Consider the following 19,975-nt stretch of genomic DNA (forward strand, 5'->3'; position numbering starts at 1 on the left):
GATATGAATGCTAAATATCGTGAAACCTCAACAGGTGGGCTTGCGATTAAAATCGTACCTTGTGATTAATTATCCGAAAATTTTCAAAAAACACTGAATCGATAGACAATTGAATGGCAACAAGGGATAATGTTGCCATTTTTTTATTATTAATGAATCCTTGTGAGACTAACTTTACCTCCGTTAAGCCTTTATATTCATATTCCTTGGTGCGTACAAAAATGCCCTTATTGCGATTTTAACTCGCACGCCCAAAAAGGCATTATTCCTGAATCTGACTATATACAACATCTTTTAAAGGATTTACAGCAGGATCTAGCTTCACATAAAAAAGCTATCCAAGAGCGTAAATTGCATTCCATTTTCATTGGCGGAGGAACGCCAAGTTTATTTTCAGCAGAAGGTATTGCCTATCTATTAGAGAATATTCAGCAATATATTGAGTTTGAAGAAAATATTGAAATTACCCTAGAAGCTAATCCGGGTACAGCGGAAGCAGAACGCTTTATTGGTTATGCACAAGGTGGAGTGAATCGTATTTCCATGGGAGTGCAAAGTTTTGAGCCAGAGAAACTGTTAAAATTAGGGAGAATACACGATAATAATGAAGCGGTACAAGCGGTCAGATTTGCTCAAAATGCTGCAAAAAATGGCCTAACCAGTTTTAATATTGATTTGATGCATGGTTTACCGAACCAATCTGTAAAACAAGCTTTGGCAGATTTAGAACGCGGAATTGAATTATCTCCACCTCATTTGTCGTGGTATCAATTGACAATCGAACCTAATACGATGTTCTATTATCGCCAACCTACATTGCCAGACGATGATGATTTATGGAATATATTTGAACAGGGTCATCAATTATTGATAAAAGCAGGTTATGAACAGTACGAGACCTCAGCTTATGCTAAAAAAGGTTATCAATGTAGACATAATCTCAATTATTGGCGATTTGGGGATTATTTAGCGATTGGTTGTGGGGCTCACGGTAAAATTAGCTATCCAGATGGAAATATTTACCGATTTAGCAAAACAAAGCACCCTAGAGGTTATATGCGAGGTGAGTATTTGTATCAGCAAGATCTCGTTGAATTAGCCGATCGTCCTTTTGAATATTTTATGAATCGTTTTAGACTATTAGAAGCCGTACCAAAGCAACAATTTGAAGATTATACAGGGCTTAATGAACAAAGCGTTCGTACAACAATGGATTGGGCATTGTCTGAAAACTATATTACAGAAACATCCACCCATTGGCAGGTTACCCAGTATGGAAAGCTATTTTTAAACACATTACTAGAGGGATTTTTAGACTAGGTTATGGAATTAACAGATCAAGAAATGCTACGTTATAACCGTCAAATTATGCTAAAAAGCGTGGATTTTGAGGGGCAAGAAAAATTAAAAGATAGTCGAGTATTGATTATAGGGCTTGGCGGATTAGGATCCTCTGCCTCACAATACCTAGCAAGTAGTGGAGTAGGACATTTAACTTTAGTCGATTTTGATACGGTTTCTATATCTAATTTACAACGTCAAATATTATATACAGATGACATGGTAGGCCTATCTAAAGTAGAATCAGCCAAAAAACGATTATCTAAATTAAACCCTTATATCGATATTCAAACAATCGATAAACAACTATCTGAGTCAGAGATGACTACACTTATTCCACAATATGATGTAGTCTTAGATTGTACAGATAATGTTGAGATTCGAAATCATCTTAACCAAGTTTGCTTTTCAGTTAAAAAACCTCTTATTTCAGGTTCAGCTATTCGGTTTGAAGGACAAATTTCAGTTTTTTGTTATCAAGAAAATGAGCCTTGTTATCAATGCTTGAGTCAATTATTTGGTGATAATGTTCTTAGTTGTGTAGAAGCTGGAGTTATTGCACCTATTGTTGGAATAATTGGTAGTTTACAGGCATTGGAAACTATCAAGGTTTTACTAAATATAGGGAAAACATTATCTGGTAAATTACTTGTTATAGATGGTCTCTATTTTTCAGTGCAAGAAATGGCATTACCTAAACAGTCAAATTGTGCAATTTGCAGTAAATAAATTAAACAAAAATTCCTTATAAAATTAAAGAATTGCAAAGATTATTCCAAACCTTTGACGATAAATTGGATTTCACTTAAGATTCACATCGTTTTGTTCCTCTTTAGTTCAGTCGGTAGAACGGTGGACTGTTAATCCATATGTCGCTGGTTCAAGTCCAGCAAGAGGAGCCACTTTATTTCCTCCTTTTACTTTTGATCTTGTTTTATTTGTCTCCTTTGATAAGACATTAATTCATACCTCCAGAATTAGATCAAAAGATTTGCCCCTCAAAAATTTTGAGGGGCTTTTTTTATTGGATAGTTTCTGTTACTGAAGGTCTAACCCCTAATGTATGACAAATTGCATAGCTTAATTCAGAACGATTTAATGTATAGAAATGGAAGTCTTTTACTCCTTCTTTAGATAGTATTTTTACCATATCAATTGCAATACTCGCTCCAAGTAAATTGCGAGTAGTTTGATCATTATCTAATCCTTCATATAATTTATTCATCCAACTTGGGATTTTCACGTTGGTAATTTTTGACATTTTTACCAGCTGTTTAAAATTAGATACTGGTAAAATACCTGGCACAATTTCTACATCAATACCAACAGTAACGCATCGATCTCGGAATCTAAGATAACTATCGATATCAAAGAAAAATTGAGTAATAGCTCGACTTGCTCCAGCCTCAACTTTTTTCTTAAGGTTAAGTAAATCAGCCTGTGCTGATTTTGCTTCAGGATGAACTTCTGGATAGGCTGCTACTGAAATATCAAAATTTGCAATACTTTTTAATAGACCAACTAAATCAGATGCATAGAACGGTTTTTTTGTATAGCCAGCTGGTTTGTCCCCTCTGAGAGCAACAATATGCCTAACTCCACTATTCCAATAATCTTTTGCAATTTCACGTAGTTCATCAGCTGTTGCATCAATACCTGTAAGATGAGGTGCTGCAGTAATACCTGTTTCTTTTTGAATATTTTTAACAATATTATGTGTGCGATCACGTTCACCTGAATTGGCACCATAAGTAACAGACAAAAATTTAGGTTTAAGTATTTTTAAACGATTGATAGATTCCCATAGTAAAGATTCCATTTTTTCATTTTTAGGTGGAAAAAATTCAAACGAGACATTAATTTTCCCATTAAGATCAGCAATGCTTTGATTTAAAAGATCGATTTCTTTTGCATAGCTCATATAGGCTCCTTACTTTATTATGATTTTTATGTATTTGCATATTTAATATTATAGACATCTAAACATCTAAATGTTTGGATGTCTATAATTTATTTTAATGTTTTTTTTATGTCAATAGGGTAATTTGTATTAGATCAAAAAATTTAATTCATAATTAAGTAAGAGTTACTTGATTAAACTCTAAAAATAATGTAAAAAATTTGTAAAATTATTGGTAATATACAAATAATTAATTTTAGGTAAATTGCATGATGTATCGCGAATTTGTCCATTTTATTTTTAACTCTGAGGAGGCATCTAATGCAACAAAAAGTCAAAAAATCTATTTTAGGTCAAGCTATTATATTAAATAATGATGGGTCATTACTTGTTCCTAATAATCCTATTATTCCTTTTATTGAAGGAGATGGTATTGGGGTTGATGTTACTCCAGCAATGAGAAATGTAATTGATGCCGCAGTTAAAAAAGCTTACAAAGATGAACGTAAAATAGAGTGGCTTGAAATCTACGCAGGGGGAAAGGCAAATCAGCTTTATGGTGAAAATACATGGTTACCAGAAGAGACACTCTCATTAATTAAGGAATATCATATTGCAATTAAAGGACCATTAATGACACCAGTGGGCGGTGGTATTCGTTCTCTAAATGTCGCAATGCGTCAAGGATTAGATTTATACAATTGCTTACGTCCTATTCGATATTATGAAGGTGCACCAAGCCCAGTAAAACATCCTGAATTAGTGGATATGGTTATTTTCCGTGAAAATTCAGAAGATATTTATGCGGGTGTAGAATGGGTGGCGGGTTCTGCGGAAGCAGATAAAGTGATTGATTTTTTACAAAAAGAAATGGGTGTGACGAAAATTCGTTTTACCAAAGATTGTGGTATTGGTATTAAACCAGTATCTAAACAAGGTACACAACGTTTAGTTAGAGCTGCATTACAATATGTGATTGATAATGATCGTGATTCTTTAACTTTAGTACATAAAGGTAATATCATGAAATTTACCGAGGGGGCATTTAAAGAATGGGGTTACCAAGTTGCCAAAGAATTTGGTGCAAAGCCTATCAACGAAGGCCCTTGGCATAAGCTAATTAATCCAAAAACAGGTAAAGAAATTATTATTAAAGACAGCATTGCAGATGCATTTTTACAAGAGATCTTATTACACCCAACAAATTACGATGTGGTTGCTACCCTTAATTTAAATGGTGATTACATTTCTGATGCACTAGCTGCTCAAGTCGGAGGGATTGGTATTTCCCCAGGAGCAAATATAGGTGCTGAAGCAGCAATTTTTGAAGCAACTCACGGAACCGCACCTAATATTGCTGGACAAAACAAAGCTAATCCAGGTTCAATTATTTTGAGTGGTGAAATGATGTTACGTCATTTAGGGTGGCTAGAAGCAGCTGATTTAGTTGTTAATGCCGTGTCAAAGACTATTGCGAATAAAACAGTAACCTTTGATTTTGCTGAAACTTTAGAAGGTGCACAATTAAGATCAACTTCTGAATTTGCACAGGATATTATCAATAATATGTAACAAATATTTTTGATTGATTAATATTGGAATGGAAGCCATCTTTGTATAAAAGATGGCTTTTTGTTAACAAAAACTGTGATATTGTTAACAAATTGTAAAATATTATGTATTTTGTTTTTGTCTAATTTTATTTCCTAAGCTATTATGATGACTATATTATAGTTGTATCTATTTTATTTCTTGAGTGGAGTTTTTTATGGCTTTTTTAGATGATTATCGTAAACATGTTGAAGAACGTGCAGAGCAAGGAGTGGTTCCATTGCCATTAAATGCAGAGCAAACATCTCAACTAATTGAATTGTTAAAAAATCCAGTATCTGGTGAGAAAGATTTTCTTTTAGAGTTATTTGAAACTCGAGTTCCTGCTGGTGTGGATGAGGCTGCTTATATAAAGGCTGCATTTCTTGCTGCAATTGTTTCAAATCAAGCTACATCACCTTTTATATCTAAATCTCATGCGATCAAATTATTAGGGACAATGCAAGGTGGATACAACATAGAACCACTTTTAAATGCATTGGAAGATAAAGAACTTGCTCCGCTTGCAGTAGATGCACTATCAAAAACACTGCTTATATTTGATCATTTCCATGATGTTGTAGAAAAATCAAAAGCAGGAAATCAGTTTGCTAAAGAAATTTTAACATCATGGGCTAATGCAGAATGGTTTTTATCTCGCCCTAAATTAGAAGAAAAAATAACATTAACTGTTTTTAAAGTAACAGGCGAAACAAATACGGATGACTTGTCTCCTGCGCAGGATGCTTGGTCTCGACCAGATATCCCTTTACATGCGTTAGCTATGTTGAAAAATGAACGAGAAGGGATTATTCCTGATGAACCAGGTGTTGTTGGACCAATGAAACAAATTGAACAATTAAAAGAAAAAGGGTTCCCTCTTGTTTATGTTGGAGATGTTGTGGGCACAGGTTCATCACGTAAATCAGCAACAAACTCAGTTCTTTGGTTAATGGGTGATGATATTCCATATATTCCTAACAAAAGATCTGGTGGCTTTGTATTAGGCGGTAAGATCGCACCAATCTTTTTCAATACAATGGAAGATGCAGGTTCATTACCGATTGAGGTTGATGTTGATAAATTAAATATGGGGGATATTATTGATTTATATCCTTATGCGGGCAAAGTTTGCAAACATGATTCTGATGAAGTGTTAGCTGAATTCAAATTAAAAACAAAGGTTTTGCTTGATGAGGTAAGAGCAGGGGGAAGAATTCCTCTTATAATTGGTCGAGGATTAACTCATAAAGCAAGGGTAGAACTAGGCTTACCTGAAAGCGATGTATTTGTGAAGCCTCAAGTATCTATTGATACTGGCAAAGGCTATACTTTAGCACAAAAAATAGTTGGTCGTGCTTGTGGTGTTGAAGGCATTCGTGCTGGGCAGTATTGTGAACCAATAATGACAAGTGTAGGTTCACAAGACACTACAGGGCCAATGACAAGAGATGAACTTAAAGACTTAGCTTGTTTAGGATTCTCATCAGATCTTGTTATGCAATCATTTTGTCATACAGCGGCTTATCCAAAACCAATTGATGTTGTGACGCACCATACACTTCCTGATTTTATTATGAATCGTGGAGGTATTTCTTTACGCCCAGGAGATGGTGTTATCCATTCTTGGTTAAACCGAATGTTATTACCAGATACAGTTGGTACAGGCGGTGATTCTCATACTCGTTTCCCGATTGGTATTTCCTTCCCGGCAGGTTCAGGACTTGTAGCTTTCGCTGCCGCAACAGGCGTTATGCCTCTTGATATGCCTGAGTCAGTATTAGTACGTTTTAAAGGTGAGATGCAACCGGGTATTACTTTACGTGATTTAGTTCATGCAATTCCTTACTATGCAATTCAAGAAGGGTTATTAACTGTTGAGAAATCAGGTAAGAAGAATGTTTTCTCAGGCCGTATTTTAGAAATTGAAGGTTTAGAACACCTTAAAGTTGAACAAGCATTTGAGCTTTCTGATGCTTCTGCAGAACGTTCAGCAGCGGCTTGTACGATCAAATTAGATAAAGAGCCAATTATTGAATATTTAAATTCGAATATTGTGTTGTTGAAATGGATGATTGCTGAAGGATATGGTGATGCCAGAACCCTAGAACGTCGCATTAAAGCAATGGAAGAATGGGTAGCTAATCCAGAATTAATGGAAGCAGATAAAGATGCGGAATACGCAGCTATTATAGAAATCGATTTAAATGATATTAAAGAGCCAATCGTTTGTGCGCCAAATGACCCTGATGATGCAAGAAAACTATCTGATGTTCAAGGAGATAAAGTTGATGAGGTATTTATTGGATCTTGCATGACAAATATCGGACATTTCCGTGCGGCAGGTAAATTATTACAAAAAAATCAAGATATTATCCCAACTCGACTATGGATTGTTCCACCAACAAAAATGGATGCATCATTATTAGTTGAAGAAGGATACTACAATATTTATGGAAAAAATGGAGCTAGGGTAGAAATTCCTGGATGTTCTTTATGTATGGGTAACCAAGCTAGAGTTGCTGATGGTGCAACTGTTGTTTCTACATCGACTCGGAATTTTCCAAATCGTATGGGTAAAGGCGCATTTGTTTATCTTGCTTCAGCAGAATTAGCATCAGTCTGTGCGATATTAGGTAAATTACCAACACCAGAAGAGTATTTAGAATTTGCTGTGAAAGGTTTAGGTGATGATAAAGATGATACTTATCGCTATATGAATTTTAATGAAATCAATAGCTATGTCAAAAAAGCAGATGAAGTAATTTTTCAAACGGCTGCGTAAGAAAATGTATCTATAATATTATTTACTAAAAAACTATAACTACAAGGGGATTGATATGCCAAAACTACATCCGACATTAAGAGCTGAACTACATTTAAGTGATGGTCGCACATTTGAATTGCCTGTATATCAAAGTAATTTAGGCTATGATGCTATCGGTGTTGAATCTTTGCAAAAAGAAAAATTGTTCACTTATGATCAAGGTCTTACATCAACAGCATTATGTGAATCTAGTATTACTTATATTGATGGTAATGAAGGTGTTTTATTACATAGGGGTTATCCAATTGATGAGTTAGCTATGCAAAAAAGCTATCTTGATGTTTGTTACTTATTATTAAAAGGAGAGTTACCAACTCCAGAGCAGTTAGAATTATTCAAAAAGTCAATTACATCTCATTACATGGTTAATGAGCAATTTACTCGTTTATTCCAAGGATTCCGTCGAGACTCGCACCCAATGGCAATTATGTGTGCAGCAAGTAGTGCTTTGGCTGCTTTTTATCATGATATGCTAGATGATACAGAAGAATCTCGTGATACAACTGCTATTCGTTTATTAGCAAAAATGCCGACATTAGCAGCTATGTGCTATAAATACAATATTGGTAGACCGTTCATGTATCCACAGAATAATCTATCATATGCTGGGAATTTTTTATATATGATGTTTGCAACACCTTGTGAACCATATGAAGTGAATCCAGTTCTTGAAAAAGCGATGGATCGCATTTTTACATTACATGCAGACCATGAGCAAAATGCATCAACATCATCGGTTAGAAGTGTTGCATCATCTGGACCAAACCCATTTGCTTGTATTGCTGCGGGTATCGCATCCCTCTGGGGACCAGCTCATGGTGGAGCAAATGAGGCTTGTATTAAAATTCTTGAAGAAATTGGTACAGTTGATCGTATTCCTGAATATATTGCTAGAGCTAAAGATAAGAATGATCCATTCCGCTTAATGGGATTTGGTCACCGAGTTTATAAAAACTACGATCCTAGAGCTAAAGTAATGAGAGAAACTTGTCATGAGGTATTAGGTGAACTTGGTATAAATACGCCATTACTTGAAGTAGCAATGGAATTAGAACGTATAGCATTAAGTGATTCGTACTTTATTGAAAGAAAGCTTTATCCAAATGTAGATTTTTATTCAGGTATTATTTTACAAGCTATTGGTATTCCAACTTCTATGTTTACAGTTATCTTCGCACTTGCTAGAACTGTTGGGTGGATTGCAAATTGGAAAGAAATGCATCATGTGACAGATAACTTAAAAATAGTACGACCTCGTCAAATTTATACTGGATATAAAGAACGCCATATAGAAAAAGTTTAACGTTATCGTATTGTAGGTTAATAAAAAGGGAGATTAATGAATATCTCCCTTTGATAAGAACAATTTATTAGGAGTGTAATGGACAAAATTTGGGATAGGGTCTATTAGCGACCTAGCTTCTTTGGTCGTGTATAAGAATTTTTATTTTCATCTATGGCTTGCTTTTGCTCTTGTTTGATTGTTAGGTTCTGTTCTACCGCATATTCTCCTAGTGATATGGCACTAATTTTTCCTTCATTTTCTACTATTACTATACAGTTAGATATATTTTCTAATCCAAAACTACCGCTACTATTATCACCTTCGGATGAAGAACTTTTTTTATTAGCATATATAGATCTTACATATTTATCAAAGTTAGAATATTTTGTGCCGTAATTTTGTACATAATTATTAAACTTATTTTTATCTGATAGAATTTCTTTTTTAGAATAATTTCCATCTAATCCATCCCAGTAAGGAACAATCGCTATGTCTAATTGATTATTATTATTTTCTCCATAGATAAAAATATGATAATCAGTACTAGGATAGTTACTATTTAATTCTTGTTTTATCTTATCCATGTTAGAGTATTTTTTTATTTCATCTTTAAAATCACTCGCTATTCTTTTAAATTCAATTAATAAAAATTTATTTTTTTCAGAAAAAATAGTATCACCCATTTTCTCTGGATCACCATCAAGCGGTAAAAACATACTGCTACTTGTACAATTACGAACAAATTTATACTCTACAGTTTTTTCCCACCATTTTATGTCAGCGTTAGTAATATTTGTCATATTTTTCTCCTTAGTTGTATAGAATTAACTTATTGTATAAATAAAAATCATAGTAACTATTTGTATTCAAAAAATAAATAGTGTCTATATCAAATTCACCACTTCCTTCATATCTGGGGCATAGTAGGTGTTCAATAAAATCTTAATTTCTCTATGTCCTGATATTTTAGCCAGTGTCATTACATCTACTTTTTTAGACAAACGGCTTAATGCTTCTCGCCTTGTATCGTGAAAATGTAGGTCCGCATTATCTAAATCTGCCAGTTTTTTGAGTTTTCTGAAGGTGGCATCCAATGAGGCGGATTTCAATTGAAAGATCAAATCTGTTTCATCTTTAAGTGGTTTCAAATGCTCGACAATTTTCAAAGCATCCATTGATAACGGAATATCACGAGGATAGCCATTTTTAGACATTGGGATATGTAAAATCGCTCTGCCATTGGGTAGATAGGTCAGATTTTCCCATTTCGCATTACAGATTTCGCCCGCACGCATTGCTGTTTCAATCGCAAATAACATTGCAGCCCCTGTTCTGCTTTCGACAGTTGTAGAAGGGTAGTCAAAGCTAAATCTTGATACAAATACTAATTTTTCAATCTCATCATCAGAATATCGGCGGGTTCTTTCCTTCGGTGGTTTTGGACGTCTCACACCTTTGAGGTGATTTATTTTTAAGTATCGCCATTCTTCAACAGCAACCCGCATTAGATGAGCAAGGGTATTCCATTCTCTCAATAAAGTAGCAACGCTCACTTTTTCTAATCGTTGATCTCGCCAGTTTATGAAATCCTCTTCTGTTAAATCTTTGATATAAATTTTACCAATAGGCATTTTACAAAGACGAGTTAGCCTAAGTGTTTCGGGTCGTTTACCTTTTTTATGTACCGTATATTCTTTGATATATTTATCAACCAGTTCAGCAAAAGTAATATGTGGAATATCAGAATATTGTCCAGCATTGATCTCACTTTCAATTTGAATGGCCCAATTCTGTGCCTCGGCTTTTGTTCTAAAACTACAAGATTTATAAATGCCTTTTTTTCTTATCTGAACTCGCCAGCCATTCTTAGATTTTATAAATGTAGCCATATTATTCCCCTGTGCAATTTTGTGCAATGATTTTTGTTTTATGATCTTTTCATAGCTTTTTTAAACTTAAAATACTGTGTAAATATACAGTTATTTTACTATATTTTCAAGGGTGATTTGGGGTAGGTAATAGGCTAACTTATTGTTTTTATTATATTAAGACAATAAAAAAAGCCTTTCAAAAATGAAAGGCTTTTCTATGAATATTTGGCTAATGGTGCCAGTGGCCGGACTCGAACCGGCACGCTTTTAAGGGCGGCGGATTTTGAATCCGCTACGTCTACCAATTTCGTCACACTGGCAATCAATATAACGGGCGTGATTATAGAAAGGCTAAGCAATTTATGCAAGTGGAAAGATGTTAAAAAGAATTGATTGATTCTATTTTCAGCATCTATGCAGTAAAAATTCCACTCACAATCGAAATAAAAATACCCATACCAACATAATGGTTGTTTAAAAAAGCTTTAAAACAGTTTTGACGATCTCTATTTTTAGTTAGTTTACATTGGTAAATGAGTAATGTTGTCGTTATTGCAAGAGCAATAAAATAGAACATATTGAATTGACGTAAATAACCAAATGCGATTAGAAGGCATAGTGCGAATACTTGTAGCAAAGCAACAATTTTATTATCATACTGAGCAAATAAAATAGCAGTTGATTTTACCCCAATACGAAGATCGTCATCTCTATCTACCATGGCATATTGAGTATCATAAGCAACTGTCCAAGCTAAATTTGCAAAAAAGAGTAACCAACATTCTAGTGGTAAAGATTGATTAATAGCCCCAAATGCCATTGGAATAGACCAGCCAAATGCTATTCCTAATATAAATTGCGGTAAATGGGTATAACGCTTCATAAAAGGGTAAATAGTTGCAAGTAAAGCGGCAATGATTGATAACCCTATCGTGTATAGGTTAAGTTGTAATACTAGAATAAATGCGATAACTAACAGCACAATAAAGAGAATTTTCGCTTCTTTAGCTGTTGCTCTACCTGTTGCTAGTGGACGTTGTGATGTCCTTTTAACGTTACCATCTATATTACGATCAGCATAATCGTTAATTACACAACCTGCAGCTCGCATGACAATCACGCCAAGCACAAAAATAATTAAAATAGAGACTGGAGGAAAGCCATTTGCAGCAGTAAATAATGCCCATAATGTTGGCCATAATAGTAATAATGTACCAATTGGCTTATCTAAACGCATTAATTGAGCATAGGCGATAAATTTATCTTGAGTTAAATGTTCTTTCATTTAGAGAGTATTACAAATATGGATATTAACATCACTATGATTTAGGTAATGCTGTAATTCTGTTGGTAATGCTTTATCTGTAACGAGATGATGAACTTCTTTAAGGTTACCTACACGCACAATAGCATTGCGTCTAAATTTAGAGTGATCGGTTACTAATATTATATTTCTTGCATTACGCATCAAAGCTCGTTTAACCTGGACTTCATGATAATCGTAATCCATCATAGAACCATCAAGTTCAACAGCACTAATACCTAATATACAATAATCCAAGCGGAATTGATTAATAAAATTTACCGTTGCTTCACCTATAATTCCGCCATCAGATCTAAGCACTCCTCCAGCGATAGTAACTTGGCAATCTTCTTTTTGTAATAATATATGTGCGGCATTTAGATTATTAGTTACTATTCTTAAATCTTTATGTGACAGTAGAGAGAATGCAACAGCTTCTGGTGTTGTACCAATATCAATAAAAAGAGAAGAACCATTTGGGATCATGCTAGCAACAGTTTGTCCAATACAATTTTTCTGAGATAAGAAAAACTGTTTTCTATCAGAATAATCGCTATTTTCAGAATTGGAAGGAGATGCGGCTCCGCCATGATGGCGACGAATAAGATTTTTTTCCGCTAATTCATTAAGATCACGGCGAATTGTTTGTGAACTGACATTAAGTTCATCCACTAATTGCTCAGTACTAACATAACCAAGTTGGCTAACTAATTCAATAATTTTATGATGGCGAATAGATTGTTTCATAAAATTCTCTTTAGAATTTGTATAATTTAAATGATATCTGACCGCTTATCAAGCGGTCAGATCACGTGAATAATTTACAGTTTATCAACTAATTCTACCGCATAGCCAATATAACTAGCGGGTGTCATTTGTTTTAAACGATCTTTTTCTTCATTTGGTAAATCTAAATTATCAATAAATTGACGTATAGTATCACCATTAACACGTTTACCACGAGTAAGTTCTTTTAACTTCTCATAAGGTTTTTCAATCCCGTAGCGGCGCATAACAGTTTGGATTGGTTCAGCTAAAACCTCCCAGTTTTGGTCTAATTCATCGAGTAAATGTTGTTGATTTACTTCTAATTTACTAATACCTTTCAAAGTTGAGGCATAAGCAATCAGCGTGTAGCCTAAGCCAACACCTAAGTTTCTTAATACTGTAGAATCAGTTAAATCACGTTGCCAGCGAGAAATTGGTAATTTTGCACCTAGATGAGCCATTACCGCATTTGCTAACCCTAAATTACCTTCAGAGTTTTCAAAATCAATCGGATTTACTTTATGTGGCATTGTTGATGAGCCAATTTCACCGGCAATTGTACGTTGTTTGAAATGATTTAATGCAATATAGCCCCACATATCACGATCAAAGTCGATCACAATTGTATTAAAACGAGCGACACAATCAAAGAATTCTGCAATATAATCATGCGGTTCAATTTGAGTGGTGTATGGATTCCAAGTCACTCCAAGAGATTCTATAAATTCTTGACTGAATGCATGCCAGTTAATTTCAGGATAAGCTGATAAATGAGCGTTATAGTTACCTACAGCGCCATTAATTTTTGCAAGAATTTCGAGATTTTCGAGCTGTTTATATTGGCGTTGTAAACGATACACAACGTTTGCCATCTCTTTACCAACAGTTGTAGGGCTAGCAGGTTGACCATGTGTGCGAGAAAGTAGTGGAATATCCCTATAGCGCTCGGCTAATTCTTTGATAGCATCAATTAATTTTTTCCATTCAGGTAAAAGTACTTCTTCACGAGCTGTTTTTAACATTAAAGCATGTGAAGTATTGTTGATGTCTTCAGAGGTACAAGCAAAATGGATAAATTCACTTATTTTTGCTAACTCAGGTAACGCCTCACTTTTTTCTTTTAAGAAATATTCGACAGCTTTTACATCATGGTTAGTGGTACGCTCAATCGTTTTGATTCTTTCAGCGTCTTCAAGAGAAAAATTAGCAACAATTTGATCAAGATAAGCAAGGGCTTCTTTTGATAAGCTAGCCACTTCTTTAATTTGAGCATGGCTTGCTAATTTTTGTAACCAATGAACTTCAACCGTCACTCGAAATTTCAATAATCCAAACTCACTGAAAATAGGGCGAAGTGCTGTCGCTTTATCTTGATAGCGACCATCAATAGGGGATAATGCTGTTAACGCATTAAGTTGCATATAAATTTTCTCCAATTAGTTATAACGAGGAATATAAAGACTGTATTGTAGTTAAAATTTTCTTACGAGAGAAAAATAATTGCCAACGGGATCCTCCGACTTGCTGCCATAAAATACCAGCTCGGACACCAGCTAACAGTGAAGCTCTTATATTATTTTGAATATGAGGTAAGGAAAGATAATTGGATACACCTAGCACTTTTATTTTTGCACCAAGGGGACTGATACATTCGCTGTATATATTGGCCATATTAGCGATCATCTTTTCGTTGAGAAGATCACCATCATTTTCATAAAAGGTTCTTCTATGTATAAGTGTTTCAATGCGTTTTGCTAGTTCTTGTTTAGTTTGCGAACTTTTAGATAACTTCTGGCTTAATGCTAATACACCAACCCAGTAACGACCAATTTCAGTATCAATCTTACCTTGACCTCCTCCAAATTGAGATAAAATAGTTTCAAAACCAAGTTTTAAATGATTTAGATCATTATCATAAACATCTAATGTCGTTTTTGGCTGAGTCGCTAATAGAGAACTAAAGGAATATTTAAGGTATTCCTGAGAAGTATGGCCATTATGTGCTAATTGTTGAACCAAGGTTGCAGTTTGACAAACACCAGCCAAAGCAATACTGATATCTTGATAATTCACCATTTTGTATTTACAAATAAACTTTAAATTGATGTTAAATATAGCATTTTTTAAGTAGGTTTTGAATGCTTTTATTTTATTACTTATTTTCTCTTGTTTTTCCAAAATACGCCCTCATAATGTAGAAATTAGATTTTTCGGAGAGTACATAAAATGGCAAAAAAGAAGAAAACAATTGAATTACCACTGTTACCATTGAGAGATGTTGTGGTATTTCCATTTATGGTTATGCCTTTGTTTGTTGGGCGTGATAAATCTATTCAGGCATTGCGAGCCGCAATGGAAAGCAATAAACAACTTTTTTTAGTAACACAAAAAGATGCCAATAAAGAAGATCCAACAATGGATGATGTATATAGTGTAGGTGTCATTGCTAATATTATTCAAATGCTTAATTTACCTGATGGTACCGTTAAAGTTTTGGTTGAAGGTCAAGTAAGAGGAAAAATTGCCCATATTCACGATGATGAAAATGGTTTTTGGGCAGGAATAGATCCTCTCATTTCTGAATATCAGGATGATAGTGAAGAATTAAAAGCAATTGCCAAAACAGCGCTCAGCGAATTTGAGAATTATGTTAAGGCAAATAAAAAAGTTCCAGCGGAAATTTTACCTAAATTACAAAAAATCACATTGGAAGATCGCTTGGCTGACACAATGGCAGCAAATTTAGTAGCATCTGTAAAACAAAAACAAATTTTATTGGAAGAGCCTAATTTAATTGCACGATTTGAAGCACTTCTTGTTGCTATGGCAACAGAAATTGATACGCTTGAAACTGAAAGTCGTATTCGTAGTCGTGTAAAGCAACAGATAGAAAAAAATCAACGTGACTACTATCTTAATGAACAAATAAAAGCAATTCAAAAAGAATTAGGTAATGGTGAAGATCAAGAGCAAAGTGAATTAGATAAATTAAAAGAAAAGATTCAAGAAGCAAAATTACCGAAAGAAGTTCAAGAAAAAGTGGAAGGTGAATTCAATAAATTAAAAGCTATGCCACAAAGTTCATCGGAGGCAACTGTTGTGCGAGGTTATATTGATTGGATCTTACAAATGCCTTGGCATAAGCGGTCAGTTGTTAAGAAAAATTTGCAAAAAGCCCAAGAGATTTTGGATAAAGATCATTATGGCTTAGAGCGTGTTAAAGAGCGTATTTTAGAATATCTTGCAGTACAAACACGCTTAAATAAATTAAAAGGACCTATTCTTTGCTTGGTTGGGCCTCCAGGTGTAGGTAAAACTTCATTAGGTCAATCTATTGCTAATGCAACAGGGCGTAAGTATGTGCGTATGGCTCTAGGTGGGGTACGTGATGAAGCTGAAATCAGAGGTCACCGCCGTACTTACATTGGTTCTATGCCTGGACAATTAATGATGAAAATGGCAAAGATTGGAGTTCGCAATCCACTATTTTTACTCGATGAAATTGACAAAATGGCACAAGATATGCGAGGTGATCCTGCATCAGCATTATTAGAAGTTTTAGATCCTGAGCAAAATAAAGCATTTAATGACCATTACTTAGAGGTGGATTATGATTTATCTGATGTGATGTTTGTGGCAACATCAAATTCAATGAATATTCCACCAGCATTGCTTGACCGTATGGAAGTTATTCGTCTTTCTGGTTATACAGAAGATGAAAAAATGCATATTGCTAAAGAACATTTATTAGCAAAACAAAAAGAAAATAATGGTATTAAAGATAACGAGTTAGTGATCGAAGATAGTGCAATTCTTGGCATTATTCGTTATTACACTCGTGAAGCTGGTGTGCGTAATTTAGAACGTGAAATTGCGAAAATTTGCCGTAAAGCAGTAAAAGCCTTGGTATTGGATAAGAAAGTAAAATCTATCACAGTTTCAGGTGATAACTTGAAAGAATATCTTGGTGTTCAACGTTTTGACTACGGTAAAATGGACAACCAAAACCGTATTGGTGAAGTTACTGGGTTAGCGTGGACCGAAGTCGGCGGAGATTTATTGACCATCGAAACAGCATCTGTTGTGGGTAAAGGCAAATTCTCTTATACAGGTTCTTTAGGTGATGTGATGAAAGAATCTATTCAAGCAGCAATGACCGTTGTTCGTGCAAGATCTGAAAAATTAGGTATTGCAACGGATTTCTATGAAAAGCGTGATATTCATATTCACGTACCAGAAGGCGCAACACCAAAAGATGGTCCAAGTGCAGGGATTGCAATGTGTACCGCATTAGTGTCTAGTTTAACAGGTAATCCAGTACGGGCAGATGTTGCAATGACAGGTGAAATCACTTTACGTGGTAAAGTATTGCCAATTGGTGGCTTAAAAGAGAAATTACTTGCAGCACATCGTGGTGGTATTAAAACTGTAATTATTCCAAAAGATAATGAAAAAGATCTTGAGGAAATTCCAGAAAATGCAAAACAAGCATTAGATATTCATCCTGTCGAAACGATTGATGAAGTTTTAGCGATTGCATTGGAAAATCCACCAGCTGGAATTGATATTGGTAGGCATCATCCAACCAAAGCCATTAAAGTCAAGAAGACTAAATCAACACCTGCAATTCAATAATTGTAAGTTGTAAATGTAATCAGCTCTTAGATGTTTTATCTAAGAGCTGATTTTTTAATACGCAATAATTATTTAAGAAATGTAGGTATTTTACTTTCATACTCTGCAATTTTGGCTTCATGTTGTAAGGTTAAACCAATATTATCTAACCCATTGAGTAAACAATGACGACGGAAACTATCAATTTCAAAATGATAGACTTTATTATTAGCGACAACAGTTTGAGCTTCTAAATCTACCGTTATTTGAGCGCCTTCATTATTTATTACAAATTTAAATAATTCATCGACTTCTTGTTCATTTAAGCGAATTGGGAGAAGTTGGTTGTTCAAACTATTGCCATAAAATATATCAGCAAAACTTGGAGCGATAATGACTCTAATACCGTAATCATCTAATGCCCATGGCGCATGTTCACGTGAAGAACCACACCCAAAATTTTCTCTAGCAAGTAAAATGCTTGCGCCTTGGTAACGAGGGTAGTTGAGGGTAAATTCAGGGTTGGGTTGCTTACCTTCATCATCTAAAAAGCGCCATTCATGAAATAGGTGTTTACCAAATCCAGTACGAGTTACTTTTTGTAAAAATTGTTTTGGAATGATGGCATCGGTATCTACATTTGAAGCATCGAGAGGAACAGCTATTCCAGTATGTTGTTTAAATTCTCTAGTCATATATTCTTCTTCCTGTTGTTTTAGGTGAGTATAAATTTGCAAAAAAATTGATGGAACTCACCGCTTGTTAGATATGTATTTGATTACTGTAAGTCTAATTGTCTAACATCTACAAATTTTCCGAATATGGCGGCGGCGGCAGCCATTGCGGGACTAACTAAATGGGTGCGACCACCACGTCCTTGTCGTCCTTCGAAATTTCGATTACTTGTTGAGGCACACCGTTCGCCACTTTCTAAACGATCATTATTCATTGCAAGGCACATAGAACAACCTGGTTGGCGCCATTCAAATCCCGCATTGATAAAAATTTTATCTAATCCTTCTTTTTCAGCTTGATCTCTAACTAATCCAGAACCAGGGACAACAAGTGCTTGAACACCTGTGGCAACCTTTCTTCCTTTGGCGATAGCAGCGGCTGCACGTAAATCTTCTATACGAGAATTTGTGCATGAGCCTATAAATACTTTATCAATGGATACATCCGTTAATTTAGTACTCGGAGATAAATTCATATAAGCTAACGCTTTTTCTGCTGATTGACGTTCAATTGGATCAGAAATTTGCTCTGGATTAGGAATATAATCATTGACACTAATCACCTGTCCTGGATTAGTTCCCCAAGTAATTTGAGGCTGGATTTCACTGGCTTCTAAAGTGATTACTTTATCAAATTCAGCACCCTCATCAGTATGTAAAGTTTTCCAATAAGCAACAGCATCATCCCAATCTTGTCCTTTAGGTGAGGATGGAAGATCTTTCAAATAGGCAAAAGTAGTTTCATCGGGAGCAATGATGCCAGATTTAGCGCCTAATTCGATAGCCATATTACATACAGTCATTCTTCCTTCCATAGATAGATCAGTAATTGCTTCACCACAAAACTCCACAACGTATCCTGTTCCGCCTGCCATAGTTGTTTTGCCAATGATCGCAAGTACAATATCTTTTGCAGTAATACCAGATTTAACTTTACCTCTTACTTCAATTTTCATTTTTTTAGCTCGAGCCTGTTTTACTGTTTGGGTTGCGAGAACATGTTCAACTTCGGATGTTCCAATTCCAAAAGCTAATGCACCAAAGGCTCCATGAGTAGCAGTATGAGAATCCCCACAAACAATTGTCATACCAGGTAAGGTTAGCCCTTGTTCTGGTCCCATAACATGTACAATGCCTTGATTGATGTGGTTGATGTCATAAAGTTGAATACCAAATTCTTCTGTGTTTTTAGCTAGTTCTATCATCTGGAGTTTCCCCATTTTTCCAGAACCATCTAAATTTCTGCTATCAGTAGGTACATTATGATCCATTGTGGCAACAGTTTTACTTGGTTGTCTAACAGTTCTTCCCATTGCTCTAAGTCCATCAAAGGCTTGAGGTGAGGTAACTTCATGAACAAGGTGTCGGTTAATATAGAGTAGAGGTGTTTCACCTTTCGTTTCATGAACAATATGTGCATCAAATAATTTTTCATATAACGTCTTTTTCATAGATATCTCCACTCGATTTTAAATTTTTATAAGACTGGCAAACGGTCAGAAATCTGCAAAAAATAGAGATAATCAGACCGCTTGTGTAAGGTATGAAACGAATATATCGAGTATCTAAATGAAAGTAAATCCTGTTTTTTGATTAAAAACTTAGTTTTTATTCTTATGTATTGTAATAAAGTGAGTAAAAAATCAATATGCAAAGAATATCATTCTAACTTTTATTTTTTAATAATATATTTACACTAGATTACTTTCATTTTTTAGATAATTATATGAAAAGAAAATTTT

Annotated in this window: 15 protein-coding genes and 2 tRNA genes; 7 read left to right on the forward strand and 10 right to left on the reverse strand. The window is 34.8% G+C overall.

Annotation, left to right across the window (positions count from 1 at the left end):
- Nucleotides 1-162 precede the first annotated feature (162 nt).
- From hemW to Q1J40_RS02080, 3 genes are all read left to right on the forward strand, one after another.
- Nucleotides 163-1,320, forward strand: coding sequence for a radical SAM family heme chaperone HemW (gene hemW, locus Q1J40_RS02070; protein WP_301098378.1), 1,158 nt, complete (start codon nt 163-165; stop codon nt 1,318-1,320).
- Nucleotides 1,321-1,323: 3 nt separating this feature from the next.
- Complete coding sequence (gene moeB / locus Q1J40_RS02075; RefSeq protein WP_301098379.1) at nt 1,324-2,070, forward strand: molybdopterin-synthase adenylyltransferase MoeB; 747 nt, start codon at nt 1,324-1,326, stop codon at nt 2,068-2,070.
- Between the two features lie 97 nt (nt 2,071-2,167).
- Nucleotides 2,168-2,243, forward strand: a tRNA-Asn gene (locus Q1J40_RS02080).
- 119 nt (nt 2,244-2,362) lie between these two features.
- Here the strand turns inward: Q1J40_RS02080 and metF are convergent.
- Nucleotides 2,363-3,262, reverse strand: coding sequence for a methylenetetrahydrofolate reductase (gene metF, locus Q1J40_RS02085; RefSeq protein WP_301098380.1), 900 nt, complete (start codon nt 3,260-3,262; stop codon nt 2,363-2,365).
- Between the two features lie 300 nt (nt 3,263-3,562).
- Here metF and icd point away from each other — a divergent pair, with 300 nt between their 5' ends.
- From icd to Q1J40_RS02100, 3 genes are all read left to right on the forward strand, one after another.
- Nucleotides 3,563-4,813, forward strand: a complete 1,251-nt coding sequence (gene icd, locus Q1J40_RS02090) for an NADP-dependent isocitrate dehydrogenase (RefSeq protein ID WP_301098381.1) — start codon at nt 3,563-3,565, stop codon at nt 4,811-4,813.
- Nucleotides 4,814-5,009: 196 nt separating this feature from the next.
- A complete protein-coding gene (gene acnB, locus Q1J40_RS02095) occupies nt 5,010-7,616 on the forward strand; it encodes a bifunctional aconitate hydratase 2/2-methylisocitrate dehydratase (RefSeq protein ID WP_301098382.1) in 2,607 nt (868 codons plus the stop codon).
- Nucleotides 7,617-7,671: 55 nt separating this feature from the next.
- Nucleotides 7,672-8,961 (forward strand): citrate synthase, encoded by a 1,290-nt coding sequence (locus tag Q1J40_RS02100; RefSeq protein WP_301098383.1) that lies wholly within the window; start codon nt 7,672-7,674, stop codon nt 8,959-8,961.
- 104 nt (nt 8,962-9,065) lie between these two features.
- Here Q1J40_RS02100 and Q1J40_RS02105 read toward each other — a convergent pair whose 3' ends face one another.
- From Q1J40_RS02105 to hflD, 7 genes are all read right to left on the reverse strand, one after another.
- On the reverse strand, nt 9,066-9,743 hold the full coding sequence (locus Q1J40_RS02105) for a hypothetical protein (protein ID WP_301098384.1): 678 nt from the start codon (nt 9,741-9,743) through the stop codon (nt 9,066-9,068).
- Nucleotides 9,744-9,827: 84 nt separating this feature from the next.
- Nucleotides 9,828-10,832 (reverse strand): site-specific integrase, encoded by a 1,005-nt coding sequence (locus Q1J40_RS02110; protein WP_301098385.1) that lies wholly within the window; start codon nt 10,830-10,832, stop codon nt 9,828-9,830.
- Nucleotides 10,833-11,047: 215 nt separating this feature from the next.
- Nucleotides 11,048-11,134 (reverse strand) — tRNA-Leu (locus Q1J40_RS02115).
- 92 nt (nt 11,135-11,226) lie between these two features.
- Entirely contained in the window at nt 11,227-12,099 is an 873-nt protein-coding gene (gene ubiA, locus Q1J40_RS02120) for a 4-hydroxybenzoate octaprenyltransferase (protein ID WP_301098386.1), read from the reverse strand.
- Nucleotides 12,100-12,864 carry a DeoR/GlpR family transcriptional regulator gene (locus Q1J40_RS02125; protein WP_301098387.1) on the reverse strand — a complete coding sequence of 255 codons (765 nt, stop codon included), beginning with the start codon at nt 12,862-12,864 and terminating at the stop codon, nt 12,100-12,102.
- A gap of 74 nt (nt 12,865-12,938) precedes the next feature.
- A complete protein-coding gene (gene purB, locus Q1J40_RS02130; protein WP_301098388.1) occupies nt 12,939-14,306 on the reverse strand; it encodes an adenylosuccinate lyase in 1,368 nt (455 codons plus the stop codon).
- Nucleotides 14,307-14,325: 19 nt separating this feature from the next.
- Nucleotides 14,326-14,961: a high frequency lysogenization protein HflD gene (gene hflD / locus Q1J40_RS02135; protein WP_301098389.1), complete on the reverse strand. Its 636-nt coding sequence runs from the start codon at nt 14,959-14,961 to the stop codon at nt 14,326-14,328.
- 150 nt (nt 14,962-15,111) lie between these two features.
- Here hflD and lon point away from each other — a divergent pair, with 150 nt between their 5' ends.
- Nucleotides 15,112-17,520, forward strand: a complete 2,409-nt coding sequence (gene lon, locus Q1J40_RS02140; protein ID WP_301098390.1) for an endopeptidase La — start codon at nt 15,112-15,114, stop codon at nt 17,518-17,520.
- 68 nt (nt 17,521-17,588) lie between these two features.
- On the opposite strand, the gene leuD is transcribed toward lon, so the two are convergent.
- A complete protein-coding gene (gene leuD, locus Q1J40_RS02145) occupies nt 17,589-18,194 on the reverse strand; it encodes a 3-isopropylmalate dehydratase small subunit (protein ID WP_301098391.1) in 606 nt (201 codons plus the stop codon).
- A gap of 83 nt (nt 18,195-18,277) precedes the next feature.
- Nucleotides 18,278-19,684: a 3-isopropylmalate dehydratase large subunit gene (gene leuC, locus Q1J40_RS02150; RefSeq protein WP_301098392.1), complete on the reverse strand. Its 1,407-nt coding sequence runs from the start codon at nt 19,682-19,684 to the stop codon at nt 18,278-18,280.
- Nucleotides 19,685-19,975 lie beyond the last annotated feature (291 nt).

Source organism: Otariodibacter sp., from assembly GCF_029256985.1.
In the GTDB taxonomy this organism is placed as follows: Bacteria; Pseudomonadota; Gammaproteobacteria; order Enterobacterales; family Pasteurellaceae; genus Otariodibacter.